Source organism: Bradyrhizobium sp. CB3481 (assembly GCF_029714305.1).
Taxonomy (GTDB): Bacteria; Pseudomonadota; Alphaproteobacteria; order Rhizobiales; family Xanthobacteraceae; genus Bradyrhizobium.
Genome location: NZ_CP121647.1, coordinates 2,236,228 through 2,260,758, shown reverse-complemented (window position 1 = coordinate 2,260,758; position 24,531 = coordinate 2,236,228). Strand labels below are relative to the sequence as shown.

Here is a 24,531-nt window from a genome sequence, read left to right as displayed (position 1 = left end):
ATCACTTGCGAATATGTCATTTCAATACCAACAGGCTCCTAATCCAGTCCACTTACCATTAATGGAGTGAACCATCATCTTCGGGCTATCAAAACCGCGTAACTGGCGCCGGCAAGTATCAGGACCAGCGCAAGATAGAACGATCCCGCATTTCCGACCTGGTTGGCGACGGCGAACACGATACCCGCCAGCATGAAATGCAGCAATGTTCGGTTGTCTCGCTCGGTAAACTGGAAGAAGGCGATCACCAGCGCCACGAAACATGTCACGGTCAATATATCAAAGAACGTCGTCATCTCACTCTATACGCCCTCAGGGAACATTCGCGAACCAGCGTGCCGCTCAATTTTGCTTTCCGTCTCCCGGCTGCATGATCTTCGCGTACTCACCTTCGTATTTCGCTTCGAGATTCGCCGAATAGGTCGCAATCCCGAGCTCTGCCTTGACCGCGTCCGCACGCATCAACTGCCGCGCAAGATTGGCAGCGGCCTCTCCTTCGAGTGGACGCGCTTCTTCGCCCTTGACCTTGAAGAACACGCCGTTCTGGCCCGAGCGAACGAAGAAGACGTCATCGGCTTTTTTAGCCTGGATCAATCCGTAAAACTCCGGCGGCAAATCGCCGCTGTTTAGGGCGGCCATTTGCCGGCCGTGCGGAATACCGGCGGCGGTGAGTTTCTCGTCGATCTCATCGAGCGATTTGGCGTTCTTGTTCGCTTCGACAAAGGACTGGACGGTCGGGCCCAATGGGAATGCGATCTGTTCAACGCTTAGCAGTTTCCGGCCGGCGAATTTCGCCGGGTTGTTGGCAATGTACCGGTCGATGTCCGCCTTGCCCGGCGCCTTGGCCGCCGCCGTTCGCTGCAGATACGCATTCTCGAGAATCTGTTCACGCGACCGCAGGAGGTCGAGCAGTACGCTCGGCTCGCGATCAAGCTTTGCAGCCATGGCCTGGCGCAGCAGATATTTCCGTACGACCAGTTCGCCCAGGACACGCTTGACGACTTCCGGCTCCTTCTGTTTGTCCGGCGGCACGTTCGCCCAACGAAACTCGTTCTCGAGATCCTGGGTCGTCACGACTTCCTCGCCAACGCGGGCAACCACCTGGCCTTTGGAGGCCGCAGGCTGATCGGTCTTCTTGCCACATCCAGCCAAGGTGATTGCACCACAGACGAGCAAAACGGCAAGCCGGGCGATCTTAATGGATATACCCTTCATCCAGGAACTCCGTGCATCCAAATGAGCCGCCGAAACATACAACAGGTCACCCGCATCAGTGCTGACATGACTAACGGCCCCGCCGGTCCGGGTCGAGCAGATAACGCTTTTTTGCTGCAATTTCCGTTATTTATGTTAATTTCGTTCGGGTAGCCTATTATCTCTTTCTTTTGACTGCAAAGTGCCCCGCCCGGGATATATCCTGAACTGAAACGGCTAATTCAATTAACTCTTGAAGATTGTTGTGGGCCTCAATGAAATATCCTCGAATCCAGATCATATTGGCATGCATCGCAATCGTGGGATGTGCGGTACTCGCGACGGTGCTGGCGCCCCGCCAACTCATGGCCCGCACATCAGCCTCCCCGAGCCTTGAATCGGTCATTCCGCGGAAATTTGGAACCTGGACCTTGGTTCCGGAAGTCAGCCCGGTGCGTCCCGTAGATCCCGATGCATACGTCCAGCCGGATCCTCTCGCGGGCAAAATTTACAGCCAGGAAGTGGGCCGGGGCTATACGGACGGGCATGGTAACATCGTCATGCTGATGGTCGCCTACGGTCCGGTGCAGAACTACCGGCTGAAGTCCCACCGCCCGGAGATTTGTTATACCGCCAATGGTTTCCGGATCTCGGAAAAAGCGGATGCTGCGATGAGCTACCGAGGCGGCACGCAGCCCATCAAGATGACGCGGTTGATCGCGGCGAGGGAGTCACGGTACGAACCTGTTACCTACTGGCTGCGGGTCGGCAATGACATCGCCAACGGCGTCGTCGACCATCAATTGAGCCGGTTGAAGTACGGCCTCCGCGGGATCATTCCCGATGGCGCCTTGATCAGGGTCTCCACGATCGGTTTGCCGAAGGATGTATCATTCAAGCTCCAGGATCAGTTTATCCGCGATTTGCTCGCCGCCATTCCGCCCCAAGAACTCAAGTTCTTTACGGGCGCGAGCTGAAGATCCCGGCAAGTCCCAGGCGCTGATCTGGGGGGTGATTTCGGTATTTGAGCGACGCGCCTTTAAGCCTATGCGCGCGGCCCTGCTTTGGGGCGCATTCATTTCGCTCATCCTCTGGCAGCCTGCTTTAGCGCAAGACACTGACGACACGCTGCTGCCGTACGCGGTGCACATTCATCAGACGCCGATGCAGAACTGGGGCCCCGGAGCCGGCATCTATCTCGGCAAAGGTTTGTTTATCACGGCGGCGCATGTCGCAGGCCGGAGCTGGCTGACGCGCCCCAAGGTCGCCATTGCCGGCGTGGAATATCCAACTCGCGTCGTCAAGGAAGGCAGCTTCGAGGGAACGGATCTCACACTGCTGTCGGTCGAGGAAGACCTTCTTCCTGCGCGCTTGTGGCTTCGGCGGAACGTGATCTGCAGCGCCCCGCCCGTGCCCGGCCAGGAAGTCGTGACCATCGTTCCGGGATCTGCGGTGCGTTCTCACATTCTCGCACCCGACCGGCTGCCAGCCGATACGCGCAAGCGGTTCAACACGGTGATCGCCGATGTGGCGCGCACGGGCAATTCGGGATCAGGGGTGTTCGACGTCAAGCGCAAGTGCCTGCTCGGCATCATGAGCCGGAAGATTTCCCAATCGCAAACCCGGCTCGGCGCCGCAAAACCGGAGACGCGAGATATCGCCAAGTACTTCGTTCCGGCAGCGGAGATTGCCGCATTCCTGCCGGCCGATCTGCGCCTGTAAAAGCCGCTAACAGTAGCCGTAATACGATCCCACGGCCTCGGTGATCTTGTTGACGACGACACGGACGACAGGTGTGCGCTGCAGGTGTTTCTGACATTCCTTGATGTCGGAGAGTGACGTGCTGCCGACGCCAGCCACGAGCAAGGTCGTGTCCATCCGGGGCAGGATCGAAATCACGTCGTCGCCGAGCAGCAGCGGCGGAAGATCGAAGATGACGATACGCGACCTGAAGTCCCGCTTGATGGTTTGGAGCAGCGCGCCCATCGTCTGCGACGCCATCCATTCCGAAGAAGACGACGATACCGATCCGGGCAGCACCAGCATTCTGTTGGGGCCAACGCTTGCCTGCACGACCGCCGACGAAAGCGGCGCGCGACCCTCGAGCACGCTGAGAACGCCGCCAGTGCCGTTGATGCCCAGATATTTTGCGACCGCCGGGCGGTGCAGATCGAGGTCAACCAGCAGCACCGATCGTTCGGGAAGCCGGGAAATGCTCAGCGCGAGATTGCAGGCCGTGACGGATTTCCCGCACCCCGCGGTCGGCGACGTCACCGCCACGAACTGCCAGCTCTTCTTATCCATTTCCTGCAGCACCTGCGTGCGCAGCATGTCGTAATAGCGGCCGTTTTGACCCGACGTGCCGTAGGCCACGATTCGATTGTTTTCGAGGTGGTCGGCGTTCAGGCGCACTTCGTTGTACTGCGCCTCCGTCGAACGGTGCAGCCCCCCGTCAGCCGCCAGCGAAGGTCCACCCAAGGCGCCCGGCTGATGAACCGTCTCGGCAGCTCGCGCGAGTTCGACAGCATGTTTTATTGAATCCACTGCGTGACTCCGCAATTATCGAAACAGCCCGACTCTGGCCTTGGCAATGATCAGATCGAGCGGGGGTAGGAACAGGTAGGCAGCAACCAACAACCCCACCACAACCAGCATGAATGCTCCCAGCAAAAGGAACATGCGTCGTCGCTTCGCGCGCAATTCCGCTGCCGTCGTGATGTAGGGAATTGAAACGATCAGTTTGCCGTCGACCACCGACAGAAGATCATTGCTTCTACGGATTCCCGTGTCCATGATTTCGACCAGGAAGGCCAGTCCCGCTCCGCCGGCAAAAGCAGCCGCAATTGCCAACGCTAGGACTTTCAACCGATTGGGCCTGACCGGCTCTTGCGGAACGGTAGGCTGCTCGATGATTTCGAGCTTCTCGGACTGCTGGTCCTTTTCGAGATTTTCGCCGAGCCGCGCGGCGGCCAATTTTGCCGAGGCCTCATCCAGGTTTTTCTGCAAGCTTTCCTGTTGCGCGACCATGGCTTCGAGGCTGGCCGCCGTCGCGGCATCATTCGAAGGCACCGACGCGGAAGCCACCTTTTCAAGGGCTTCGATCTGCTTCTTCAGAGACTGGATGGCCGGGTGCCGCTCCGAATAGAGGGCACCCTTCTGGATCAATTCGGCCTTGAGCTGGGCGAGAGTCGTCGGCTGGTCGGAGCCACCGGTCACCGGCTTGCCCTGCGTCAGGCGCAACTGCGCGATCTTGGCATCGAGCGCATTGTTCTCGGCCTGAAGCCGCTGCACTTCTCGGCCAAGGAACTTCGTCGTATCCGTCGCGCGGCTGGTTCGATCGCGAAGGTCCTCGTTCAGGATCCGCGTCATCAGTTCGTTGGCAACCTGCGCCGCCACAGTGGCAGTACCGTACTCGAATCCGACCGAGAAAACGATCGTCGGATTTTCGAGTGCCGCCCGCGTGCGTTGTTTGAAATCCAGTTGCAGGTCGACCGGCGCGATCTTGGTGTGTTTTTTGACCTCGGCGACCAGCTCGGTCGGCGACATCAGCGCGCGCTTCTCGGGGAACAGCTTGAACTTGTCGGCGATCGCGATGAGGTTGTCGCGCGTCATGGTCCGTTGCTGGATGACCTGAATGCGCTCCTGCGCGGCGCTGGTCACCGTCGGCCGTACCAGTTCGGATGGAATCTGCTGCGATTGAACGAGTATCCGCCCTTCGGAAAGGTAGGTTGGCGGCCACAACATGGCCGCCGCGACGCCTGCGCTCAGGATCGCGACGAACGGCAGGACAAAATAGGCCCAGCGCCGCTTGAACATTTCCCAATAGAAAGAGGGCTGCAACAGGTAGCTGCGATCCTCTTGCGCCGCCTGAAACTCGTCCTCAAATTCAACTTTCTGCAGCATGTCTCGTCCGAGCGTCTGTTGGCGCGCCTGCAAGGTTAACAGTGTCGCGGAATGATCAGCGGATCGCTCCGACACCGATCCTAGCATCAATCTTGAAGGATTTAATGAACAGTTGTTCAGCAACGGGACATTTTAAATTTCAATCTTAATGGTTCCGAGGGCCGCTAGACTGGGCGAGTTTACGTAGATCAGAGAAATGGGTCGAAGATAGCAAGGGAATCCAACGAACTGCGCTATAAGAGGTCTGTGGCCGGGCTAAGGAAGTTCAATGTACGAAGCATTTTATCAGCTGCGGGAGAAACCTTTCTCAATTCTCCCCGACCCCGACCTTATTTACTGGGGCAAGATGCATTCCATGGCGTTCACGATGCTGGAGTTCGGCGTCATGAACAACGCCGGCTTTACCGTCATTACAGGGGAAATAGGTTCCGGCAAGACCACCCTGGTTAGACATCTGCTCAAGAAGGTCAGCCCGGCAATCACCATCGGCCTGATTTCGAACTCCCCCCAGGGCCGGCAGGAACTGCTCCAGTGGATCCTGATGTCGCTTGGGCAACCATTCGATGGTGATTACCCTAATCTTTTCAAAAAATTACAAGATTTCCTGTACGGCCAGTTCGCCAATGGCAGACGCACCATATTGATCATCGACGAAGCGCAAAATCTCGAGCCGGAGGCGCTCGAGCACCTGCGCATGATTTCCAATATCAACGCCGACAAGTTCCAGATCCTGCAGCTGATTCTGATCGGACAACCGCAGCTCCGCGACCTTCTGCTGGCGCCAAAGCTGCATCAGTTCGCGCAGCGGATTTCCTCGGACTTCCACCTCCGGCCGCTCGACGAGCGGGAGGTGGCCAACTACATCGCATTCCGCCTTCAAGCGGTGGGTGCCCGCCGTCCCCTGTTCACCCAGGAGGCCTGCGCATTGCTCGCGTCCGCGAGCGGGGGAATACCCCGGATGATCAACGTCTTGTGCGATACCGCGCTGGTTTACGGCTTTGCCAATGATCAGCGGGTGATCTCGGATCAGATCGTCCGCGACGTTATTGCAGACAAGCAACAGTACAGCATTTTTCCGATGAAAGAGTTCTCGCGGGTTCCCTAAGTATTTGTTTTCAATTAGCTTCCCGTAGGATTGAACGGCGGGCTGCGTGTTCGGGAGAATCCCACACGACGGCCCTAAATGTCTTTGTTTGCGGGCCTTTTGTCGACGAGATTAGGGGGAATGACATGCGAATCCTGCTGGCACTGCTCTGTGTTGTCTTCCTGATTCCGGAGGCGAAAGCACAGACCCTGAAATCGGGCGACAGCCTGAGCATCTCGGTTCTGCAAGACCCGAAGCTGGATCGGACCGTTGTCGTCGACCCCTCCGGCGAGATCGCGTTCCCGCTCGCCGGCCATATCCGGGCGCGCGGGCTCACGCCGCTAGCGCTCGAGAACATTCTCAAGAACAAGCTCAAGAACAACTACAAGGACGAGAATCTCGACGTCACGGTCGCCGTGGTCGCCGCCCCGAAGGAGATCCCGGAGGACGACCTCAAGCCAAAGATTTTCATCACGGGTGAGATCATCAAGCCCGGCTCCTATGTGGTCAGGCAGAAGACGACGCTGATGCAGGCGATCGCGCTGGCGGGCGGGATCGGCCCGTTTGCAGCGAAGAACCGCATCCAGGTGCGGCGCAAGGGACCCGGCGGGGACGAGACAATTTTCATGTTCAATTACCGCGCTTATGAGGCTGGGGACGATTTGGAAGGTAACATCACCTTGCGTGCCGGCGATGTCATCATGGTTCCGGAGCGGCGCTTGTTTGAGTGAGGCCTGACATTCGACGGGAGCGAGAAGCATCGTGAAGAGAGCTGCCATAGCAGTCTCGGTGTGCTTTGGCATGGCGCCGTCCGTGGCATTTGCGTTCGACTGGTCGATTACGGCCAGCGAATCGGAAACCGTCGAACTCAACAGCAACCAGTTCTTGCGTTCCTCGCCGGCAGGATCGGTAGGGTCCTATACGACGCTCACTGCCGACGCGGAGGCGCGCACGCCGACATCGAAATTCATCTTTGCGGGCGACGGTACCTACAAGAAGTATTGGGGTCCGGGTGTCGCCGGCACCGCATCAGAATTCCTGAACTATGGATTCAGGGCGCGCTACGAGCAGATGGAAAAGACCAGGTTCGATCGGGAATATGTCGAGGCGAGCTGGAGACAGCAGAGCACCTCTCTCGCGCTCTTAAACGAACTCGGTGTTGCCGTACCGACCGGGGGCTTTCTTAACCAGCTTACAGCAACAGGCGGAATCGACCGTGCGATTACCGCAAATGACACCGTATCCCTATTTGCGTCATCCACCCGTACAAGTTACGAGCCGTCGAGCGGTGGCACACCATTTACAGACACACTTGCGCGGGGCAACTGGCGCCGGCAGCTAAGCCCTGTCACAGCGATCAACCTGTCGTCCGAATACGAGCTGCTCGAATATGGCAATGCCTTCAACACGCAAGTACAGATTTTTCGAGAACAAGCCGGCTTCGACGCGACCCTATCGGCGGTACTTTCTTTTCGTGCCAATGCCGGCGTTGCCTATCTTCTGACTGACCGAGGATTTTCGAGTTCGGCATTCGGAGGCACTACGTCGACGACGCCCGTATCGAGTGCGGTCGCCGACTGGATCGGCGACGCGGTCCTGACCTATCGGATGCTGAAGAGCACGACCCTGGCCGTCACGGCGATCCAGTCGGTAGGGCCAAGCATCGTCGGCTCGCTATTCAAGCGCGATTCCATTGTCGCCTCGTTGACCCACAGCATCAATGCTCGATCCACTCTCACGCTTTCAGCGAGCGGCAACAGGCAGATATCGACCACGACGACCGACTACGCTTCGGCATCGGCGACCTACAGCTACAATCTCACTCGCGAATGGCTGGCGTCCGCCACCTATCGCTACCTGCATCGCTTCGCGAGCACCGGCACCACGATCTTCGATCCGGTCACCGGCACGCCCACGGTTTCCGGAACGGGTCCTGCAGACTCCCACAGCGTGATGTTTGTCGTAACGCACAACTGGACTGTCTTGCCTTCCGGCAACTAGCCGGACGGCAAACTGAGATCGTCTTCCGCTCAACTTGTTTGATGAGCATGATCCCTTGGGCAACGCATGGCATTGTCCCGCGAGAGCAGTTATCCGCTCCTTCGAGTCATCCGCTTGCTGGCGCTCATTTCATCGCAGAACGAATACTGGCCTTCAGTGGGGTGCCATCAGGCTCAAGCGAAAATGCCGTCTTGAACCGTTCGGCCGCCTTTTCGGTTTGCCCGGCCGCCGCATAGGCCATGCCGAGGTGGTATTGAACTGCCGGAAGATTAGCGGCCCCCGCCGCCGCCGTCTCGAGCGTGGTGACCGCCGCCTTGACATCGCCCTGCTTGTACTGGGCCCACCCCCAAGTATCCAGCAACTGCGGTGCGTTGGACCCCTTCAACTTTTCTGCCAGTTCATACGCACGATCAATGCTGGGCTTGTCGCTGCGATTGTCGAGCAACAGGCTCGCGAGATTGTTGATTGCAACCAAGGAATTCGGCTGATCCCTCAGGATCGCCTCGTACTGAGCGATCGCCCCTTCATTGTTTCCACGCTGGACCTGCAATCCAGCCTGGGTGAGGCGGAAAGCGACGTTGCCCGGCAATTCGGCAAGTCCGGCCTGCAGCACTTTGTCGGCAGCGTCATAGTCCTTGTTCTGAATGTAGAACTCGCTCAGGGCAGTGTATCCCGCAGGCTCCTTTGGTTGCTGCGCAACTGCTTTCTTGAAGCTCTGCAGCGCCTCATCGTTCTTCTTTTGCGCCAGTTTGGCCTGGCCCAGGAACACCAGGACCTGAGCATTGGCCGGAACCTTATCGCTCATCGTCTGCAGCAGCGCCGAAGCTTTGTCCGGCTTGCCTTGTTTCACATATGCCGAAGCAAGCGACAGCGCCGGCTGCAGCGCGTCCGGTGCCCCCTTGTGCGCAGCCTCAAGCGCCGCGATGCTTTCCTCGATCTTGTTCTGCCCCGCGAGCGCCGCAGCGCGGATCTGATCAGCAGCCACACGCGCCCCGTCAACCCGGCCAAGGGCATCCGCAATTGCTAGCGCGCCCGACCAGTTCTGACGGCTCAATTTGACCTGCGCGAGGGATGACCAGATCTGGAGATTGCCGGAGTTGCGGCTGGCAGCTTCCGTCAGGATCTCATCGGCCCGGGCTGAGTCACCCTTTCGTTGCAAGAACGCGACATACCGAAGGACGACGTCGGGATTGGAGTTGGACGCTTTGAGCGCGTCGGCATACTGCCGGTCGGCCAACTCGCCCTTCCCGCTGCGCTCGTACGCCACAGCCATCAATGACAGTAGGTCAACCGATTTCGGCTGATCGTTGAGCGCCTCTCGCAAGTCGGAAATGGCGCTGTCGAGCTGGCCCATGTCAATGTTCATGGCCGCCCGCAACCGCAGGGCGCCGCTGTTTCGGCGATCCTTCGAGAGAATATCCGTAATCAACGGCTCGGCAGCCGCCTTGTCGTTCTTGGCAAGATAGACCTCGGCAAGTTTGACCTGTGCGGCGAGCTTCTTGTCGGGCGTGGCAGCAGTGCCCGCAAGCTTCTGCAGTGCGCGGACCGCATCATCCGCTCGGCCTTGCCCGAGGTTCAGCTCAGCCAACGCGATCTGATAGTCGAAGTCATCGCCACCTGCCTTGATACGCGCTTCCAGCTCCGCTCTCGCAGCATCCGCTCCCTTCGTGGCGACCAGGAAGCGAACGAGATCCAGTCCGATCTTGGTGTCGGTCGGGTTGGCTTCGGTCCTCGTTCTAAATTCCTTCTCGGCCTCCACGAACTTTCGCTGCGCGATGAGAAACTGCAGGAGCTGAGCCTGGTATGCCGCTTCCTTGGGATTTTGCGCAATCAGCTTGCGCAGCAGCTCTTCGGCTTTCGCCAAATCTTTCTTGCGTGCATACGCATCGATCTTCTGCAGCGTAATGCGCGCTTCTTCCCTATCCGCGGGAACTGAATCGAGGAGCTTCAAAGCGCCGTCTAGATCACCATCCGTAACCTTCTTCGACGCAAGCAATGAGATCGCATCGAGGTTCGAGGGGTCGATATCATGTGCTCGCTGGGCTTCGCGGATTGCTCCGGGATTGTCGTTTGTTCGCAGGAGAATGATCGCCCTTAGGGCATGGAGCTCGGCGCTCGGCTTGTCCCCCTCGTTCGCCGCATCGACGACCCGAAGGGCCGCTTCGGCAGCTCCGCCGGCAACCATGATCCGAGCAAGCTTTAATCTGGCGTTCAAATCGTTGGGGTCCAGTTCGACGATCCGGCGCAAATCGAGAAAAAGTGAGGTCGCCTTTGTCCGTTCATCGATCCCCGCGAGGGCTCTCCAGACTTCGACCTTGTCGCTCTTGTACTTGACGGCTTTCAGGAGTTCCTTCCGCGCCTCAAGGTCGTCCTTCTTTTCAATGAGAGCCATTCCGCTCTCATAGTAGCTTTGTGCACGTTCTTCCGGCGATCCGCAGCCCGCTACGAACGCTACAAGCAAGAGTGCTAGTCCGCTGCGAATGTGAAAAAAATGAGAAACTGGCTGCTTCATCTTTGACCCTAAACAGTGTCGTACGACCAAACCGGCCGGATACTCACATTGCTCCTCTGCTATCACGCTTCCTGCGGCAGGAGGAATTCGAATCTGTTGAGTCGGAATATTCGCCGCAACCTTGCCGATACCCCCTCAAACAGCAGTGTCTGTCCCCTGCTGGCTAACTGCTTCCGGACCATCAGGAGCAACCCAAAGAATCTGGCGTCGATGTGCTGCGTCTGCGAAACGTCAAGGATTACCCGTTTTCCGCTGTCGAGCGCATCACGAAGCTGTTCGATGGCAATTTCAACATGGTCGGCCACGGCGGCCCCACGCAACCGAAGCGTCACGGAGCCGTGATCCTCGGTCCTCGTGACCGAGAGCTCACCGACGTCCTGCAAGCGCCGCTCGGCCAGCATAAGTGGAATCACGCAGCTGACCAGCATGGCAAGCAGAGCCTTTCCGTCGCTCCAATAGCGCCGCCAGAGATACGGCTCCTCCTTGATCCGCCACAGCCACTCGAAGCCCGTGCTTCTAAGGAGCGGTGGCGCACGTTTGACTGTACCAGCTTCAAAATTGATCGTGGCGCCAAACTGGGCCCGTAGCGGGATCTGAAGGCGCGCATCATTGTGCATCAGCCAAGCCTGGGCCTTCTCCGCACCAAAGAACACGGCCAGCAGATCTGCCTTGCTGGAATTTATGGTGTCTACAATACGCGTCGTGCTCATCTCCTGGATTGATCCAAAGCCAGGATTAAGTACCCCTACGCACTCCAGTCCGCACTTGTGAGCGTTGAGTTTGTCACGCACTTTGGCCGCTGTACCTTCCGCCCCACCAAGCAGGAATACCCTCAACGGGCGTGCGCTTTCATTGGCCAATCTGAGCCGGCCAAAAAGGTCTGCGCCCGCAATTCGCTCATGAATCGGGATCCTCAGAAGCTTCGCAATCCAGATCAGCGGCATCCCGTCGACAAGGCACAAGTCGCTAAGCAGCATGGCTTCGCGAAATTCGCGGTGCTGCTGGCTCTTGATCAGGAAGTTGACGTTCGGCGTAGAAATCAGGAAACGCGCTCGGCTATCGACGGCTTCAGCCATCGATCGCAGGAGACTGGAAAAATCAATTGCATCCACCGGTATTCCGAGCATGCCGTATACGCTACGTGACAAATCGTCAGGGATGGGACGGATCCTCTCTGTCGGCCCGATTACAGGCAACGAGGCGTCCTCCCGCGCAGGTGCCGCCATGGAATGAATTAAACGGACTGTCCTGGTCACAATTGCTCTCTAGAATTAACGGCCCGGCATCTCGGCATTTAATTAATAAAATATTACTTGAGCGCGGCTAGAATTGAAACCCTGGACCCCTTGGATTCTAAGTTCTTGATTAATATCAACGATAATACGCTATATTTTGCGGTAATAAATTATATTCCCCATCGCGGGCGATGGCAGTCTAACACGCGTGTAATAGAGCATGTTCAAGGCATAGACGAGTCGCTTCAGGGTCTTCGACGGCAGGTTGGTGTAGAGTTCCGTGAACTGTCCGGCCGTTCGCTCGAACTCAATCAGGCCCCTTGTCTTCAGGAATTCAGCAAGGAAGGAAATTCTCGTCTTCCGAACCATCAGCCCGCCCCCTTCCTCTTTAATCCAAGCCTCTGTTCCACTTTTGGTTTTTCGCATTTCGGGAACTGTTCTCCCTATCAGTTTCTTGATGACATTGACGGCCCGCTCGCGAATGGTCACATCGAGAGAGTTGACGTTATTCTCGCAGAGAACGAGTACGCCGGCTGGCTTTAGCACACGCGAGAGCTCCGCAAGCGCCGCCTCCAGTTCCGGGATGTGCATGAGGACGCCCCAGCTCACGACAAAATCGAACGAGTTGTCGGGAAAAGGCAATTTCGTCAGGTCGGCTTGTTGAAGATTTACCCGATCGGCGACGCCGGCCCTTGCGATCGTGTGCTGAGCGGCAGCGAGCGCGGCGTCTGAGAAATCGACGGCCGTGATGGTCGCCCCACTTCGGGCGAGCCGTGTCGTGTGGTAGCAATACCCGCAGCCCGCATCGAGTATCTTGTCCTGCGGCCGAGCGTTGAGGACTTTGACAATATCAGCGAAGGCAAGGTCGTAGAACCGATCGAGCTCGGGGTTTAGATAGTCCGACTGCCACTGCGAGTGAATATCCACCTGACTAAGGTATTTTTCGGATTGTAGAGACTTTTCGTTGGACAATTCGCTACTCCGGAGCCGACGAACCCGGTTATTTTAACATGTACACGTCTCTCCCGCCTATCTTTCCTCTTCTTAATGTTAAAAGCGGACCCCGATTTAAAAGTCCAAAATGGCCGCCCCTCAGCCGCTCTCATGTGCTAACCGGCGCGGGTCGCTTTCGGCCCGCGGAAGCGAACGGCGCCCACTCCGGAGATCATAGCAAAGAACCCGTATTCTCGTACGACCGACCCAATTTTCGAAGGTGATAGTCGACTGGAACTTGGCTTTCCGCCCCGACGAGAACATTGATCAGCCCGCGCTTGAGGAAGTCGTGAAATAAAATGTCAGCAGGTTCCATCGAGTTCGGCGCAGTTGCTATCGGGCGAAACGAAGGTGATCGCCTCGCATCCTGCATCAAGTCCTTGTCGGCCGCCGCCCGGGTCGTCTATGTGGATTCCGGCTCGACCGACGGATCAGTGGAGAGAGCCCGGAGTCTGGGCGCAGAGATCGTTACGCTGGACAACAGTGTTCCTTTCACGGCTGGGCGCGCGCGAAACGCCGGTTTCCGGCGCCTGCAGGAAATCGCACCTCAACTTGCGTATGTGCAGTTCGTCGATGGTGATTGCGTGTTGACGCCTGGATGGACCGATGCCGCCATTTCGCTCTTGGAAGAGAAGGTCGACGTAGCGGCGGTTTGCGGATTGCTGCGCGAGCGTTATCCGGAGCGCTCCATCTACAATTGGCTTTGCCAGCAGGAATGGAATGGACCGGTCGGCGAAATCACATCGTGCGCCGGCAACGTGATGCATCGAAGTCTTGCGCTGAAGGCCGTCGGCGGCTACCGGCACGACGTGATCGCCGCAGAGGAGGATGAGCTTTGCGTTCGATTGCGCGCAGCCCGCTGGCGCATTTGGCGACTGGATCGCTGGATGGCGACGCATGACGCCGCAATGACGCATTTCGGTCAGTGGTGGAAGCGCAGCATGCGCGCCGGCTATGCGTTTGCCCAAGGCGCAGACCTGCATGGCGCCCCTCCAGAACGGCACTTCGTGTGGGAACTCCGACGTGCCTTGCTGTGGGGACTAGGGATACCTGCCCTTTGCGTGGCCGCGGCAATCGTCCTCGGACCGGTTTGGGCACTGATGATCCTCGTTTACCCACTTCAGGTATTGCGACTGATCGCTGCAGGGATCGGAGACATCCGTGACCGGGCTAGGATTGCATTCTTTCAGGTGCTCGCCCGATTTCCAGAAAGTTTGGGAGCGTTACGTTATTTCCGCGATCGATCGCTGAAACGGCGTCCAACGATCATCGAGCATAAGTGACGGCCGATAGCTCCCAATTGAACGCGCTCCCCTCCCATTAATCAGGCAAACGAATTGTGAACGAACATGCGCATAGCAATGCTTCTCGCTCTCGTGCTCTCGAGGCAAATAGGACGACGCTCAAATCGGGAATCGTTGGAACCGGTTATATCGCCGATTTTCATGCCCGGGCCATTCAAGCGACCTCCGAGGTCGACCTCGTCTGTGTAGCAGATGCAAACCTTCGTAGCGCCGAAGCCTTCGCTCAGCGCTGGAGCGTGCCGTTCGCTTATGATTCGCTATCGTCCATGCTCCAGACCCAACGGATCGACTGCGTCCATCTGCTGGTGCCTCCGGACCACCATTTCCGCCTGGCCAAATCAGCGCTCGAGGCTGGCGTTCACGTCTTTCTGGAAAAGCCGATGTGCACCACGGTCGCCGAGGCCGACGAACTCGTCAGGTTGGCCACGGAGAAAAAACTATATCTTGGCGTCAGCCACAACTTTCTGTTCTCGGATGCTTATCGGCAATTGCGAGACACTGTCAGAAGCGGCGCGCTAGGACCGATAAGCCACGTCACCATCCATCATCTGTTCGAGATGCCGCAGATCAGACTCGGGCCCTTCGATAGCTGGATGCTGCGCGAGCCCGGGAATCTGATGCTCGAAACTGGGCCGCATCTATATTCCGCGGTGCTGGACCTTCTTGGTCAACCCGCCTGCCCCTCTGTGATAGCCGACCGGGAGGTTGAGTTGCCTGGAGGCGGGCGCGCTTTCCGGCGATGGCGAATACGATCCAATGTCGGGGCAGCGGAACTGAGCATAGACATCAATTTCGGCCCCGGATTTGCCCAGCGAAAAATCTTCGTCCGCGGTCTGTTCGGCTCTGCCACGCTCGATTTCGATGCCAATATCTGCACCGTCGATCGCGGTACCCCCTCCGACCCGGATATCGATCGCTATTTGCGAACCAACAGGCTCGCCGGCCAACTGCGCTCGCAAGCCCGCAGAACCATGCTTGACTACGTCACGGGGAAGCTCAAGCTGAGCCGGCGCGGCAATCCGTTCCAGAACTCGATACAGGATGCGATCGCGGCGTTCTATTCAGCGATCCGGAGATCCGCGCCGCTCGATCAACGCATTGATGGCAAACGCGGTCGCGACGTCATCGAACAATGCGCCAATACGATCGAGGCTGCCGCCATCGTGCCGAAACCGAGGGCCGTGCCGACCACAACGCGATTGGCGACGGTCACGCCGACCGTCCTCGTGCTCGGGGGATCCGGCTTCATAGGCCAGGAGCTCATCCAGCAACTGCTGTCTAGCGGCTACGGCGTGCGTGCGATGATCCGCGGCTCGTCAGCAGTGCTGGAAGAACTACGGAGCGAACGTCTTGACATCGTTCGGGGCGACATTCGCAATGAAGCGGATCTCCGCTCGGCCATGGCCGACATCGAGTTTGTTTATCATCTGGCGCACGCGCCCGCGAAGACGTGGCAGGAATACCTGGACTACGACGTGAAGCCGACGCGCCTGATTGCGGCAATTTGTCTCGAAGCGAAGGTGAAGCGGCTCATCTACACTGGAACGATCGCTTCCTATTACGCGGGGTCCGGCGCTGGAACGATCACGGAAGCAACGCCGCTGGATCCGCACATATCGCGCCGTGACTACTATTCGCGTGCCAAGGCTGCTTCCGAAGACCTGCTGATGGAGATGTATCGCAGCAGCCGCCTGCCGCTGGTGATTTTCCGGCCCGGCATTGTCATCGGCAAGGGTGGCAATCCGTTCCACTGGGGTGTCGGACGATTCAACCAGAATGTGTGCGAAGTTTGGGGCGACGGACACCACAAGCTGCCCTTTGTGCTTGCGAGTGACGTGGCTGCGGCGCTGGTTCGCGGCATTCAGGTTCCGGGAATTGAGGGCCGCTCGTTTAACCTGATCGACTATCCCCTGGTTTCAGCGCAGGAATATCTGGACGCATTGCAAAAGGGCTCCGGAATAAATCTGTCGGTCATTCATAGGCCGATCTGGCAGTTCTATGTTTCCGACCTCGCCAAATGGGTGATCAAGATGGCAACAGGACATCCTGACAGGATCCGCATCCCGAGTTACCGCGACTGGGAAACCAGGACGCAGAAGGCGATCTTCGACTGCACCCGGGCGCGTTCCGAACTCGGATGGCAGCCCGCCTCCACGCGCGAGCGCATCCTAAAGGAAGGCGTGCACGACGTATTGGACGGCTGGCTCGCTGCGGTCAGGTGAGCTGCCAACATCGGCGACCTTCCCGGTGCAGACCATCAGCAAAGAAAGGACGCCGATTTCCGCTGTGGTCTAGTAGTTATCCGGACTTGACTTCAGCGTTCATTAAACCTTTGTTCGGCTCCACGCGAATACGGGAAAATTGAATACTGCCGGTGGCGTTCGGGTGAACTCACCTTGCAACATCTATTATTGAACTGGAATGCTGGCGCCGATTGCTACGAAACTTGCATTGCCGGCGCAATCCTTTCCAGCCTCGGTAGGAGGGATTTTGCGTTTGCGAGGAAGTACCGTCCACCTGGATCCACTAGCAGTCGCAATCCAATGACGATCAGCACGAAGGTATTTGCAGCTCTCGGGCCGGGCGACATCGTTGCAGCACGGAAGGCCGCGATCGCCGGAGCGGTTATCGGTGGCACCAGTATCGCCTATTCCGAGCAGTTCTTGTCCTATTGCCGGCACCGCGAATTCGAGGTTCTCGCTATCTCGTACAATTCCCGCGTGGATGAGTTGCAGAACGGCACGATACGCGTCGAAAACAGGCCAAAGCCGATTCCGGAGGCGTCAGGGCTTTGGTTCTACATTTGCGGGATGTGGTACGCGCTGTATCTCGCGCGACGCGCGTGGAGATTTGGCGCGGTCGTGGCCATCCTTGATCTGGGCACGGCCCCACCGTTTACATTCTGCTTCTTTAGAATGCTGGGAATTAAAGTCCTGGTCGATATGCACAACGCACTTTGGCCCCGGGGCCATGCTCCGCGCGGTCCAGTCGCAAGGACTGTTCGATGGCTCAATGCCAGGTTCTTTCGTCATGGGGCATTGGCCGCTGTGGGCGTTTCGCCGGAATGCGAGAGACAATTTGCAGGTGAGGCACGCGGGAACGCAGCGTTCTTCCAATATCGTTGCCAGTTCGAACGAGATGGCTTCAAGCTCGGCGTCCCATATGACGGAGGTCCCTTCAGGGTCCTATTCGTTGGGCGCGCCGAGAGCAACAAGGGAATCCTGGATATTCCAGAAATCGCCCGGCAACTGCAGCTTCGCTGCGAGACACCGATCGTCTTCGAGGTTTGTGGAGATGGACCTGCGCTGCGGGAGCTGAAGCGTATGGTCAAATACGACGACGCGATCAACATTCTAATCCATGGACACGTTGAACGCAGACATCTTCTCGATATCTATGCCAGAGCTCACGCGGTCATCATTCCAACGCGCAGCACGTTCACCGAGGGCGTGCCGGCGGTGTGCGCGGAGGCCATGCTTTCCGGGCTGCCGGTGATCACCAGCGAGGTCGCGCACGCGGCGGACGTGATCGGTGCTGCCACGATCGAGGTCGCAACGGACGAAATCGAAGGCTATGTGCGCGCGATCCTATCATTGATCCAGGATCCGAAACTTTACCACCAATTGCGATCCCAATGTCACGCATTATCGCTCCAGTTCTTGGACAGATCATTTAGCCTTCCGGCCGCCGTCGATCGGATTTTGTCGACGACATTTGCCACAGCCAAGATGCAAGATTGCGACAAGCTGTTCAATTAGTCCGGGAACCCTCCGTGAAATCGATTGGAGCCTGCCCCGTCTATCGGACGAACAATCATTCGAACGTTTACGCCGCGCCGACGGCGCGCGGTCAGGACCAGGTGCTTTGGCAGGTGTCGGAGTGCGCCAGTTGCAGCCACCATGCGGCTTCCGTCGACGGCACTCCGCAGGTTGGAGACAAAAATTGCGAAAACAATCCCTGCAAAGTAGAGCAGCCCCGCCTGCGGCACTCACGCACGCTTGTATCCGGGACATGAAATGCGCGCCGTCACGGCCCAGCCTGATCTCACCCTCTTCCAGCGCAGCGACCGGCGCGCCCCCCCAAAATCTCTCCGCGTGACGCCCGGGCTTGCGCCCTGATCAGCGCTTCCTCGAACAGTAAGGCGCTGGCCTCCCACGAACTCTCAGCGACCGTCGCAAAGGCGTTGGCCGACAGCGTTCGCCAGGCTTCGTCGGTCTGCGAAAGCACCCATTCGATGCCCTCGGCAAGGCCGCTGACGTCATCGACGTCAACCAACACACCGTTCCACCCTGTCTTGACCGCCTCTTCGGGCCAGCCCACCCGCGAGGAAACGACGGGCGTACGGCAGGCCATTGCTTCCATGGCCGGAAGATTGAAGCCCTCGCTCGTACTAGCGGTGACCCAGACGTCGCAGGCAGCATAGATGTCGCGAATTTTGTCCTGCGGAGGACGATGATGGTATTTCGTCCGTTCGGGAAGTGGAAGCGACGCAATCGGCAACTGACTACCGAATGCAACAAAGGTCAGATCGGGCCAGCGGCGACGAACGATAGTTAATGCATCGAGCAAAACATCCAAACCTTTCGGCGCGGAGCTCGAGTAAAGAAATCCGACTGTAGGCGTGTGCCCCTTGCCCCGAATGGGCGCAAAGAACTGTCCGTGGTCAACGCTGTTTGGAACCAAGTCCACGTTTGGATCGCCATAATCTAACGTCATTATTTTTTCCAGCCATCTCGAAACAACGATCTTGTGAAACGGCAGGTGGTAGGTTGCCTTGCTTCTTTCTGTGGGAAGGTAAGGAAAAACCTCGTGGCCTTGGATGAAGTAGACCTTGGCGCCTTTTTCAGGTCCGAGCGCATTGACCCATTCGGCTGTTTCCCACCAAGTCGCAATGATGACGTCGGCGTCAGGGACATCGCGATCCCGGACAGGACGCCAGCGATCGAGCACTGTATGATCCAGATCAGCATCATCCAGGGGAGATTGTAGACTCTTCACATCCGGGGGCCAACCGCGCCCCACCAGCCATGACCGAAGCTTCGCTCGTAGCGCCATCGGTCTCGGAGGCGGAGAAACCAATTTGACAATATGGCCGTTCTGCATCAATTTCTGTGCGTAAATGGCAACGACTTTGTTCCCGCCGGTCAACGAGACTGTCGGCAGGATGAACGTAATTCGCATCGCTTCCTCAATTCAAAGGCCCGCCTCCGAAACGCGGCAACCGCTCAGATTTTCAATCCAAGCCTCTCAATGAGAGGCTGATTCCCGCGATGCAAGAAGATGCACTCAATGCAGTCGACCTCATCGTGGTCTCCGAGCGGCTCCGTCGAATCCCGATCAATCTTCCAGCCCAGGTAGTTCAAGCCGTGCAGGAGCCCTAGTACCTCGCTTGAAGACGACCCGCATCTGCGCAGCGCAGACTCGTTAAGCTCCACCAAAATCGCAGGTCGAAGTGTTCGCAAAATCCGATCCGCACCCAATAGCGCACTGTACTCCGAGCCTTCGATGTCCATCTTGATCAGATCGACGGAATGAACACCGCGCTCTTCTAACAATTCGTCGATAGTCCTGACGGTCACGGTGTGGGACTCGACCCCACCGGCGCCACCGAGGCTGAACATTCCCAAATTATCTTCGTCAGCGCGCGAAAGAGTGGCTTCCCCATGTGCATGCCCGACGGCAGATTCTATAATCGAAACATTCTGAAGCCCGTTCAGCTCTACGTTTTGCCGAAGTGCATTTGCGTGAGAGGGAGCCGCCTCGATCGCAACCACATGTCCCGATGACCCAACCGCTGCCGCGGCTTCGAGCGTGTAAAATCCGATATTGGCCCCAACGTCGACAATCGTGCCCCCTTTCGAAACGCACCCGCGGAGGAAAGGAAGGCAATAAGGCTCGAACGTTCCGAGATAGTAGATGAGCAACTGAAGGTAATCCGTGTGATCAGTTCTAATGAGCGGACCTGATCGTAGCCGCGATACGCGTGGAGCCGGCCGAAATCTGTACCCCCACCATAACGCGATTGCCTCTATCCCTTGCGTCGGCGGAAGCTTGCGCAAGCATGCACGCAGCACGTTGTCGATAACTCGATAGACCCAGACCTCGTTCTTCGGCCGCTCGAAGTCTGACGTACTCAGCGTCATTTTACGTACCCTATCAGGAGCGATAGAAGGCTTCCGGCGGCCAGTCCCGCCGGTACGAACGCCAGCAGATAGATCTCTTTCCGCAAGTCGAACAGGCCGTGGCGGAAATTGTAGGAGATAATCAACGGGAGATAAGAAAAGTGGCTTATCACAATACCCCAGAGAGAACCAATGAAGCCGAAAAAGTAAAAGCCACCTGGAGTTAAGATTACCAGGAACACCAGCCGCAAGAGTACGATGTTCGATTGAAGCTTTGGAACCCCCAGCGCCAAAAACGATTGAGTTGAAAGCCTAAATGGTACGGTGAATAGTATTAACGAGAGAATTCCGAGAATGGACCCGGAGTACTCGTAGCGGCTGTCGTAAAGCAAGCTGACTAGTGCCTGTCCAAAGGTGCAAAGAACGCCGCCGGAGACGTAAGCCACGGCGGCAATCGGATTGTGAAACTTGTAGTAAGTTTGCTTTAGATCGGTCCGTCGCTCACGCACAACCTCACTGAAGGCAGGAAACGAAACATCGCCCATTATTCTCGTTAGCACCCCGTCAGCCGTACTAACATAAAGGTTGGCAACGACATACAAACCAAGGATCGTGGAATTCACCAGACCGCCCAGAATTAGCTGATCTCCGCTGCTTGCGAGAAACCCCAGGATTGACGCCAGGAATATCCACTTCCCGAAGTGAAGAATCTCGCTCGCCGCTGCCTTGTCCCACTCCCATCGATTCCTCACGCCCGGCAGCCAAACATGGCTTAGCCAAGTTCGCGCAGCGGTGGCAGCGAGACTTCCCGCGACGAGGGACCAGATCGAGCGATCAACGAGCGCCCAAACGATCATGCAGACCAGTCCGACGAGCTGGGCGGCGATCTCAAGGCGCGTGAGGAAGCCGAGCGAGAGACCGCGGCTAGCTTCCAGCATCTTGGTCGACGAAAACCCGGAGATGACTGTCGAAAAGCAGAGTGCGACAACGATCCATGGCAAGACAGGGGAAGCGTACGCGCTTGCGGCAGGAATCAGGTCGGCATACCCAAAGCCTGCCAGAAGTCCGCTCAGGACGATAGAAGCACCCCACAGGACGACACCCCTAAGTATCTGTATTACCCACGCTGTGTTTAGATAGGACTGCTCACTCCCCCGGGCGCTTTGCACCACAAATTGCTTGAGGCCGAGATCGGAAAACATGGCGAGCCCGATCATTACTGTCGAGGCGATCGCCATAATTCCAAACGTCTCGGGCATCAGCAGACGCGTCATGAGCAAATTGCTCCCGAAACGGATGATCATGCTAAACGCGTATCCGGCAAGGCTCCACAGCCCGGCCGCTAATACTCGTTGCCGAAGGGCGGTTCGGTTGATAACATTCATTTACGAGATATCCGAAATGCTCGGCCCGCCCCACCCAAACGTCGTGTCTCCTCTGACGTCACTATCGGTTAGCAGGACTGAACATAGCGCGTTCCCGGAGCGGGACCGATGCTTTCGGGCGCTCCAATTCATCTTGAAACACGTTCAAACTTCGACTTCGAGACCTCGTCAAGCGGATTTCCTCTACTCGTCCCAACAGGGCTCCCACCAGCAACCAACTCCAGGCGGTAAGCGACGCATTCGGCAGTTGCTCGATAGCCGTTGCAGCCACGATTAGTGCTAGGGCCGCGAGTAGCATCTTTTCCCGCATCTTGTTGATCCGCTTTAACGCCGTTGCGGCGCGAATGACAGGTAGAGTGAGCAAGCCAAATTGAGCGATGAAGCCAGCAAATCCGAATTGCCCAAGCGTTAAAATCCACAAACCGTCGGTTATGCTCGCATCGCGCCCGGACTCTTCATAGACGCGGTTGCGACCGTGGCGCCCCCAACCAAAGACAAATCTCTCAGAAGCATGCGCCAGCAACTGACGCTCCTGGTCGAACCTAAATTTCAGAGAGTCTGCACGCTCCTGATTGAAGGAGGATGCCAGATCGACCAACTGCTGATCTGGAAAAAGGTTAGTTACCCTAAGGACTGGGTACAACATCGCGATACTAACAAGCAGCACCGCCACACGCACCTGTGTTATCGGCTTTGTGAAACGAACTAGGAATCCCAAGACGGTGGCATAAACCAACGCTCCGGCCGATTTACAGAGAATGAGCACCATCAGCAAATAAGCTGATGCAGCTCCAGCCGGAAATCTATGGATCGGGCTCCTCGCGCGCCACAATACAACGGCCGCCAAGACAGACGTCGACAGAAAGAATGCAGCAACCAGACCATTATTCATGAATACTACGGGGCGATATCCTCCGTATCTCATCTCGCCTGCATACGACGAGGGAAAGTATCCGTAGATCCACGTCGACAACTGCGGACTCATCCGCACTTCGAACAGCATTGGAAGAGAGTACACAAGTCCCGCCAAAGCGAGAGCGAGAAGAAGCGCCTCAACGTCCCTTGCCTCGCGAAGAAAACGGCGGCCGATGAAGAAGGGCAACAGAAAGATCAACTGACTGAGCAAAGCGGAAATGCCGTCGTACAATCCGACGGCAGGCAAAAGACGTCCGCCGATGACCACATTGTCATTGTTAAGGAGGGAAGTGATGACGGGACCCAGGATGCAGATCGTGGCCAGAAGCCCAGCCAGTCCAAAGCCGACGCTGGTTCGCTTTGCACGAGGAGCAAGTAAGAAACATCCGACCAATGCACAAAAGCTCGAGATCGAGCTCTTGTCGATCGCCGGTATCATTTGGAATTTGATCGACACTTGGGATGGAAGCAGCAGCAGTGCGCCTAAAATAGTCCATACCGTAGCTTCGGAAAATGGCCGAGTTCGATAGAGAATCACAGCAACGGCCGGCCACGACAGCAAGGCAACATTTGCAAACCAGTTCGCCGTCGCCGAGGCTTCCCCCTCCATCTTGATATATTCCTAGCAAACCTGCAGGATAAAGCTGCACGTAATTGATAATCCCAACGTTATTGTACTAAAGCCGGATAATCTCAAGTCCTGGAAGCCGTTAAGTTTCATGAAATCACGATTGGCAGAACTCGACGGCCTCAGAGGCATCGCCGTAATTCTTGTCGTATTGTTTCACTTCGGCCTGTTTGCGCCGGGATGGATCGGAGTTCAGCTGTTTTTCGTGCTGTCCGGATACCTGATATCCGACATCCTCCTATCCGAAAAAGAGAAGCCATTTCCGTCTTACTTGGGCCGCTTCTACTGGCGCCGAACACTGCGAATTTTTCCGCTCTATTTCTTTTATCTGCTTGCGATGACCGGTCTCTTTGCGTGTACCGGCTGGCCGGAGGCGCTCAAAGCCGATTGGCCCTATCTGCTGACCTATACCACGAATTTCGGGCGCCTGCGGCCTTCCGACATTGGAGAGCCGTTTACGCACCTGTGGTCACTCGCGGTGGAAGAGCAGTTCTATCTGCTCTGGCCGCTCGTGATCTACTTCTGCTCGCTTACGCAACTGAAGCGAATTATCCTCGGCGTTATTCTGCTCAGTCCCGCAATCCGGGCAATCCTTTACCTCACCCTTCGAGGTTCGGGATACGATGAACTTCTGGGACGCACAATCTACGTCGTTCCGTTCGCACAATTCGATGCTTTCGCGTTTGGCGCAGCGATCGCGGTTTGGAAGCTGCAGGATCTCAGGAATTCCGGAAGACTGATCGTAGCCGTAGGCCTGGTAACGGCAGCGCTTGGTGTCGCCGTGCTCCTGCACCAGCATTTTGCGTACAGGGCCGCCTTCAAGGGCAGCCTCGGCTACCAAATGTACCTTCTCCCCAGCGGTGGATTCGTCTGGGGTTACTCGTTGCTTGATCTGCTTTCGGCTGCCGCAATCATTGGGGCAATCCAGAAAATTCCCTTACTCAGAATTCTCCGAAACAAAGTACTTTGCCATATTGGCGTCATTTCCTACGGAATATACGTTTATCATGTACTCGTGCTGATCGGACTGAAGCAATTTTTCGGGAGTTTCGTCGAACATTACGGCTTCGTTTTTTTTGTCGCCTATGCCGGAGTAGTTTGTATCGTAGCGGAAATAAGCTTCAGGCTTATTGAGAAGCCGATCCTCTCGCTAAGAACTTTCAGAAGGGAAGCTGCGACACTGGCCTCGATCAGGCAAACCGCACTCACACGGTCAGCCAGTACGGACCAGCGATAGCTAACTCGAGGGTCCCCC

At 57.1% G+C, this 24,531-nt stretch carries 20 protein-coding genes; 9 read left to right on the top strand and 11 right to left on the bottom strand.

The genetic code is table 11. The annotated features are described in order from the left end of the window. Positions 1-74: 74 nt before the first annotated feature. On the bottom strand, positions 75-296 hold the full coding sequence (locus QA643_RS10920; protein ID WP_283033171.1) for an XrtV sorting system accessory protein: 222 nt from the start codon (positions 294-296) through the stop codon (positions 75-77). Between the two features lie 46 nt (positions 297-342). Continuing rightward, on the bottom strand, positions 343-1,215 hold the full coding sequence (locus tag QA643_RS10915; RefSeq protein ID WP_283033170.1) for a hypothetical protein: 873 nt from the start codon (positions 1,213-1,215) through the stop codon (positions 343-345). A 254-nt stretch (positions 1,216-1,469) separates the two neighbouring features. On the opposite strand from QA643_RS10915, the gene epsI reads away from it, so the two are divergent. Together epsI and QA643_RS10905 are read left to right on the top strand one after the other, a co-directional pair. Beyond that, complete coding sequence (gene epsI, locus QA643_RS10910; RefSeq protein WP_283033169.1) at positions 1,470-2,171, top strand: exosortase-associated protein EpsI, V-type; 702 nt, start codon at positions 1,470-1,472, stop codon at positions 2,169-2,171. Further along, entirely contained in the window at positions 2,080-2,916 is an 837-nt protein-coding gene (locus QA643_RS10905; RefSeq protein ID WP_283033168.1) for a serine protease, read from the top strand. Before epsI ends, QA643_RS10905 begins: the two co-directional genes overlap by 92 nt. Before the next feature lie 6 nt (positions 2,917-2,922). On the opposite strand, the gene QA643_RS10900 is transcribed toward QA643_RS10905, so the two are convergent. Together QA643_RS10900 and QA643_RS10895 are read right to left on the bottom strand one after the other, a co-directional pair. Further along, positions 2,923-3,606, bottom strand: coding sequence for a CpsD/CapB family tyrosine-protein kinase (locus tag QA643_RS10900; protein ID WP_283033167.1), 684 nt, complete (start codon positions 3,604-3,606; stop codon positions 2,923-2,925). A gap of 147 nt (positions 3,607-3,753) precedes the next feature. Continuing rightward, positions 3,754-5,172, bottom strand: a complete 1,419-nt coding sequence (locus tag QA643_RS10895; protein ID WP_283033166.1) for a sugar transporter — start codon at positions 5,170-5,172, stop codon at positions 3,754-3,756. Positions 5,173-5,365: 193 nt separating this feature from the next. Between QA643_RS10895 and QA643_RS10890 the strand changes: the two genes are divergently transcribed. From QA643_RS10890 to QA643_RS10880, 3 genes are all read left to right on the top strand, one after another. After that, positions 5,366-6,202 carry an AAA family ATPase gene (locus QA643_RS10890; RefSeq protein ID WP_283033165.1) on the top strand — a complete coding sequence of 279 codons (837 nt, stop codon included), beginning with the start codon at positions 5,366-5,368 and terminating at the stop codon, positions 6,200-6,202. 125 nt (positions 6,203-6,327) lie between these two features. Next, entirely contained in the window at positions 6,328-6,912 is a 585-nt protein-coding gene (locus tag QA643_RS10885) for a polysaccharide biosynthesis/export family protein (RefSeq protein ID WP_283033164.1), read from the top strand. Positions 6,913-6,943: 31 nt separating this feature from the next. Further along, the gene (locus QA643_RS10880) at positions 6,944-8,182 is read left to right on the top strand and encodes a hypothetical protein (protein ID WP_283033163.1); all 1,239 of its coding nucleotides are present in this window, start codon (positions 6,944-6,946) and stop codon (positions 8,180-8,182) included. A 124-nt stretch (positions 8,183-8,306) separates the two neighbouring features. Here QA643_RS10880 and QA643_RS10875 read toward each other — a convergent pair whose 3' ends face one another. The 3 genes from QA643_RS10875 to QA643_RS10865 all read right to left on the bottom strand — a co-directional run bounded on the left by QA643_RS10875 (position 8,307) and on the right by QA643_RS10865 (position 12,901). Further along, positions 8,307-10,574, bottom strand: coding sequence for a tetratricopeptide repeat protein (locus QA643_RS10875; RefSeq protein WP_283033162.1), 2,268 nt, complete (start codon positions 10,572-10,574; stop codon positions 8,307-8,309). 182 nt (positions 10,575-10,756) lie between these two features. Further along, positions 10,757-11,806, bottom strand: a complete 1,050-nt coding sequence (locus tag QA643_RS10870) for a WecB/TagA/CpsF family glycosyltransferase (protein ID WP_283033161.1) — start codon at positions 11,804-11,806, stop codon at positions 10,757-10,759. A 273-nt stretch (positions 11,807-12,079) separates the two neighbouring features. Next, positions 12,080-12,901: a class I SAM-dependent methyltransferase gene (locus QA643_RS10865; protein ID WP_283033160.1), complete on the bottom strand. Its 822-nt coding sequence runs from the start codon at positions 12,899-12,901 to the stop codon at positions 12,080-12,082. Positions 12,902-13,221: 320 nt separating this feature from the next. Between QA643_RS10865 and QA643_RS10860 the strand changes: the two genes are divergently transcribed. The 3 genes from QA643_RS10860 (at position 13,222) to QA643_RS10850 (ending at position 17,984) form a co-directional block, all read left to right on the top strand. Then, a complete protein-coding gene (locus QA643_RS10860; RefSeq protein WP_283033159.1) occupies positions 13,222-14,205 on the top strand; it encodes a glycosyltransferase family A protein in 984 nt (327 codons plus the stop codon). Positions 14,206-14,261: 56 nt separating this feature from the next. Further along, positions 14,262-16,448, top strand: coding sequence for a Gfo/Idh/MocA family oxidoreductase (locus tag QA643_RS10855; RefSeq protein ID WP_283033158.1), 2,187 nt, complete (start codon positions 14,262-14,264; stop codon positions 16,446-16,448). Between the two features lie 321 nt (positions 16,449-16,769). After that, the gene (locus QA643_RS10850; RefSeq protein ID WP_283033157.1) at positions 16,770-17,984 is read left to right on the top strand and encodes a glycosyltransferase family 4 protein; all 1,215 of its coding nucleotides are present in this window, start codon (positions 16,770-16,772) and stop codon (positions 17,982-17,984) included. A gap of 286 nt (positions 17,985-18,270) precedes the next feature. On the opposite strand, the gene QA643_RS10845 is transcribed toward QA643_RS10850, so the two are convergent. From QA643_RS10845 to QA643_RS10830, 4 genes are all read right to left on the bottom strand, one after another. Continuing rightward, positions 18,271-19,407: a glycosyltransferase family 4 protein gene (locus tag QA643_RS10845; protein ID WP_283033156.1), complete on the bottom strand. Its 1,137-nt coding sequence runs from the start codon at positions 19,405-19,407 to the stop codon at positions 18,271-18,273. A 44-nt stretch (positions 19,408-19,451) separates the two neighbouring features. Then, positions 19,452-20,150, bottom strand: a complete 699-nt coding sequence (locus tag QA643_RS10840; RefSeq protein WP_283033155.1) for an FkbM family methyltransferase — start codon at positions 20,148-20,150, stop codon at positions 19,452-19,454. A 215-nt stretch (positions 20,151-20,365) separates the two neighbouring features. After that, complete coding sequence (locus QA643_RS10835; protein ID WP_283033154.1) at positions 20,366-21,733, bottom strand: oligosaccharide flippase family protein; 1,368 nt, start codon at positions 21,731-21,733, stop codon at positions 20,366-20,368. 61 nt (positions 21,734-21,794) lie between these two features. Then, complete coding sequence (locus tag QA643_RS10830; RefSeq protein ID WP_283033153.1) at positions 21,795-23,258, bottom strand: hypothetical protein; 1,464 nt, start codon at positions 23,256-23,258, stop codon at positions 21,795-21,797. 121 nt (positions 23,259-23,379) lie between these two features. On the opposite strand from QA643_RS10830, the gene QA643_RS10825 reads away from it, so the two are divergent. Continuing rightward, positions 23,380-24,513, top strand: a complete 1,134-nt coding sequence (locus tag QA643_RS10825) for an acyltransferase (protein WP_283033152.1) — start codon at positions 23,380-23,382, stop codon at positions 24,511-24,513. The last annotated feature ends 18 nt before the right edge of the window (positions 24,514-24,531 follow it).

What these genes read in the sequence shown, in the direction of transcription:
- QA643_RS10830 (WP_283033153.1), bottom strand. Translation starts at nt 23,258, where the DNA reads ATGGAGGGGGAAGCCTCGGCGACGGCGAACTGGTTTGCAAATGTTGCC.
- QA643_RS10850 (WP_283033157.1), top strand. Translation starts at nt 16,770, where the DNA reads ATGACGATCAGCACGAAGGTATTTGCAGCTCTCGGGCCGGGCGACATC.
- QA643_RS10885 (WP_283033164.1), top strand. Translation starts at nt 6,328, where the DNA reads ATGCGAATCCTGCTGGCACTGCTCTGTGTTGTCTTCCTGATTCCGGAG.
- QA643_RS10845 (WP_283033156.1), bottom strand. Translation starts at nt 19,407, where the DNA reads ATGCGAATTACGTTCATCCTGCCGACAGTCTCGTTGACCGGCGGGAAC.
- QA643_RS10890 (WP_283033165.1), top strand. Translation starts at nt 5,366, where the DNA reads ATGTACGAAGCATTTTATCAGCTGCGGGAGAAACCTTTCTCAATTCTC.
- QA643_RS10835 (WP_283033154.1), bottom strand. Translation starts at nt 21,733, where the DNA reads ATGAATGTTATCAACCGAACCGCCCTTCGGCAACGAGTATTAGCGGCC.
- QA643_RS10875 (WP_283033162.1), bottom strand. Translation starts at nt 10,574, where the DNA reads ATGGCTCTCATTGAAAAGAAGGACGACCTTGAGGCGCGGAAGGAACTC.
- QA643_RS10860 (WP_283033159.1), top strand. Translation starts at nt 13,222, where the DNA reads ATGTCAGCAGGTTCCATCGAGTTCGGCGCAGTTGCTATCGGGCGAAAC.
- QA643_RS10915 (WP_283033170.1), bottom strand. Translation starts at nt 1,215, where the DNA reads ATGAAGGGTATATCCATTAAGATCGCCCGGCTTGCCGTTTTGCTCGTC.
- QA643_RS10920 (WP_283033171.1), bottom strand. Translation starts at nt 296, where the DNA reads ATGACGACGTTCTTTGATATATTGACCGTGACATGTTTCGTGGCGCTG.
- epsI (WP_283033169.1), top strand. Translation starts at nt 1,470, where the DNA reads ATGAAATATCCTCGAATCCAGATCATATTGGCATGCATCGCAATCGTG.
- QA643_RS10905 (WP_283033168.1), top strand. Translation starts at nt 2,080, where the DNA reads ATGTATCATTCAAGCTCCAGGATCAGTTTATCCGCGATTTGCTCGCCG.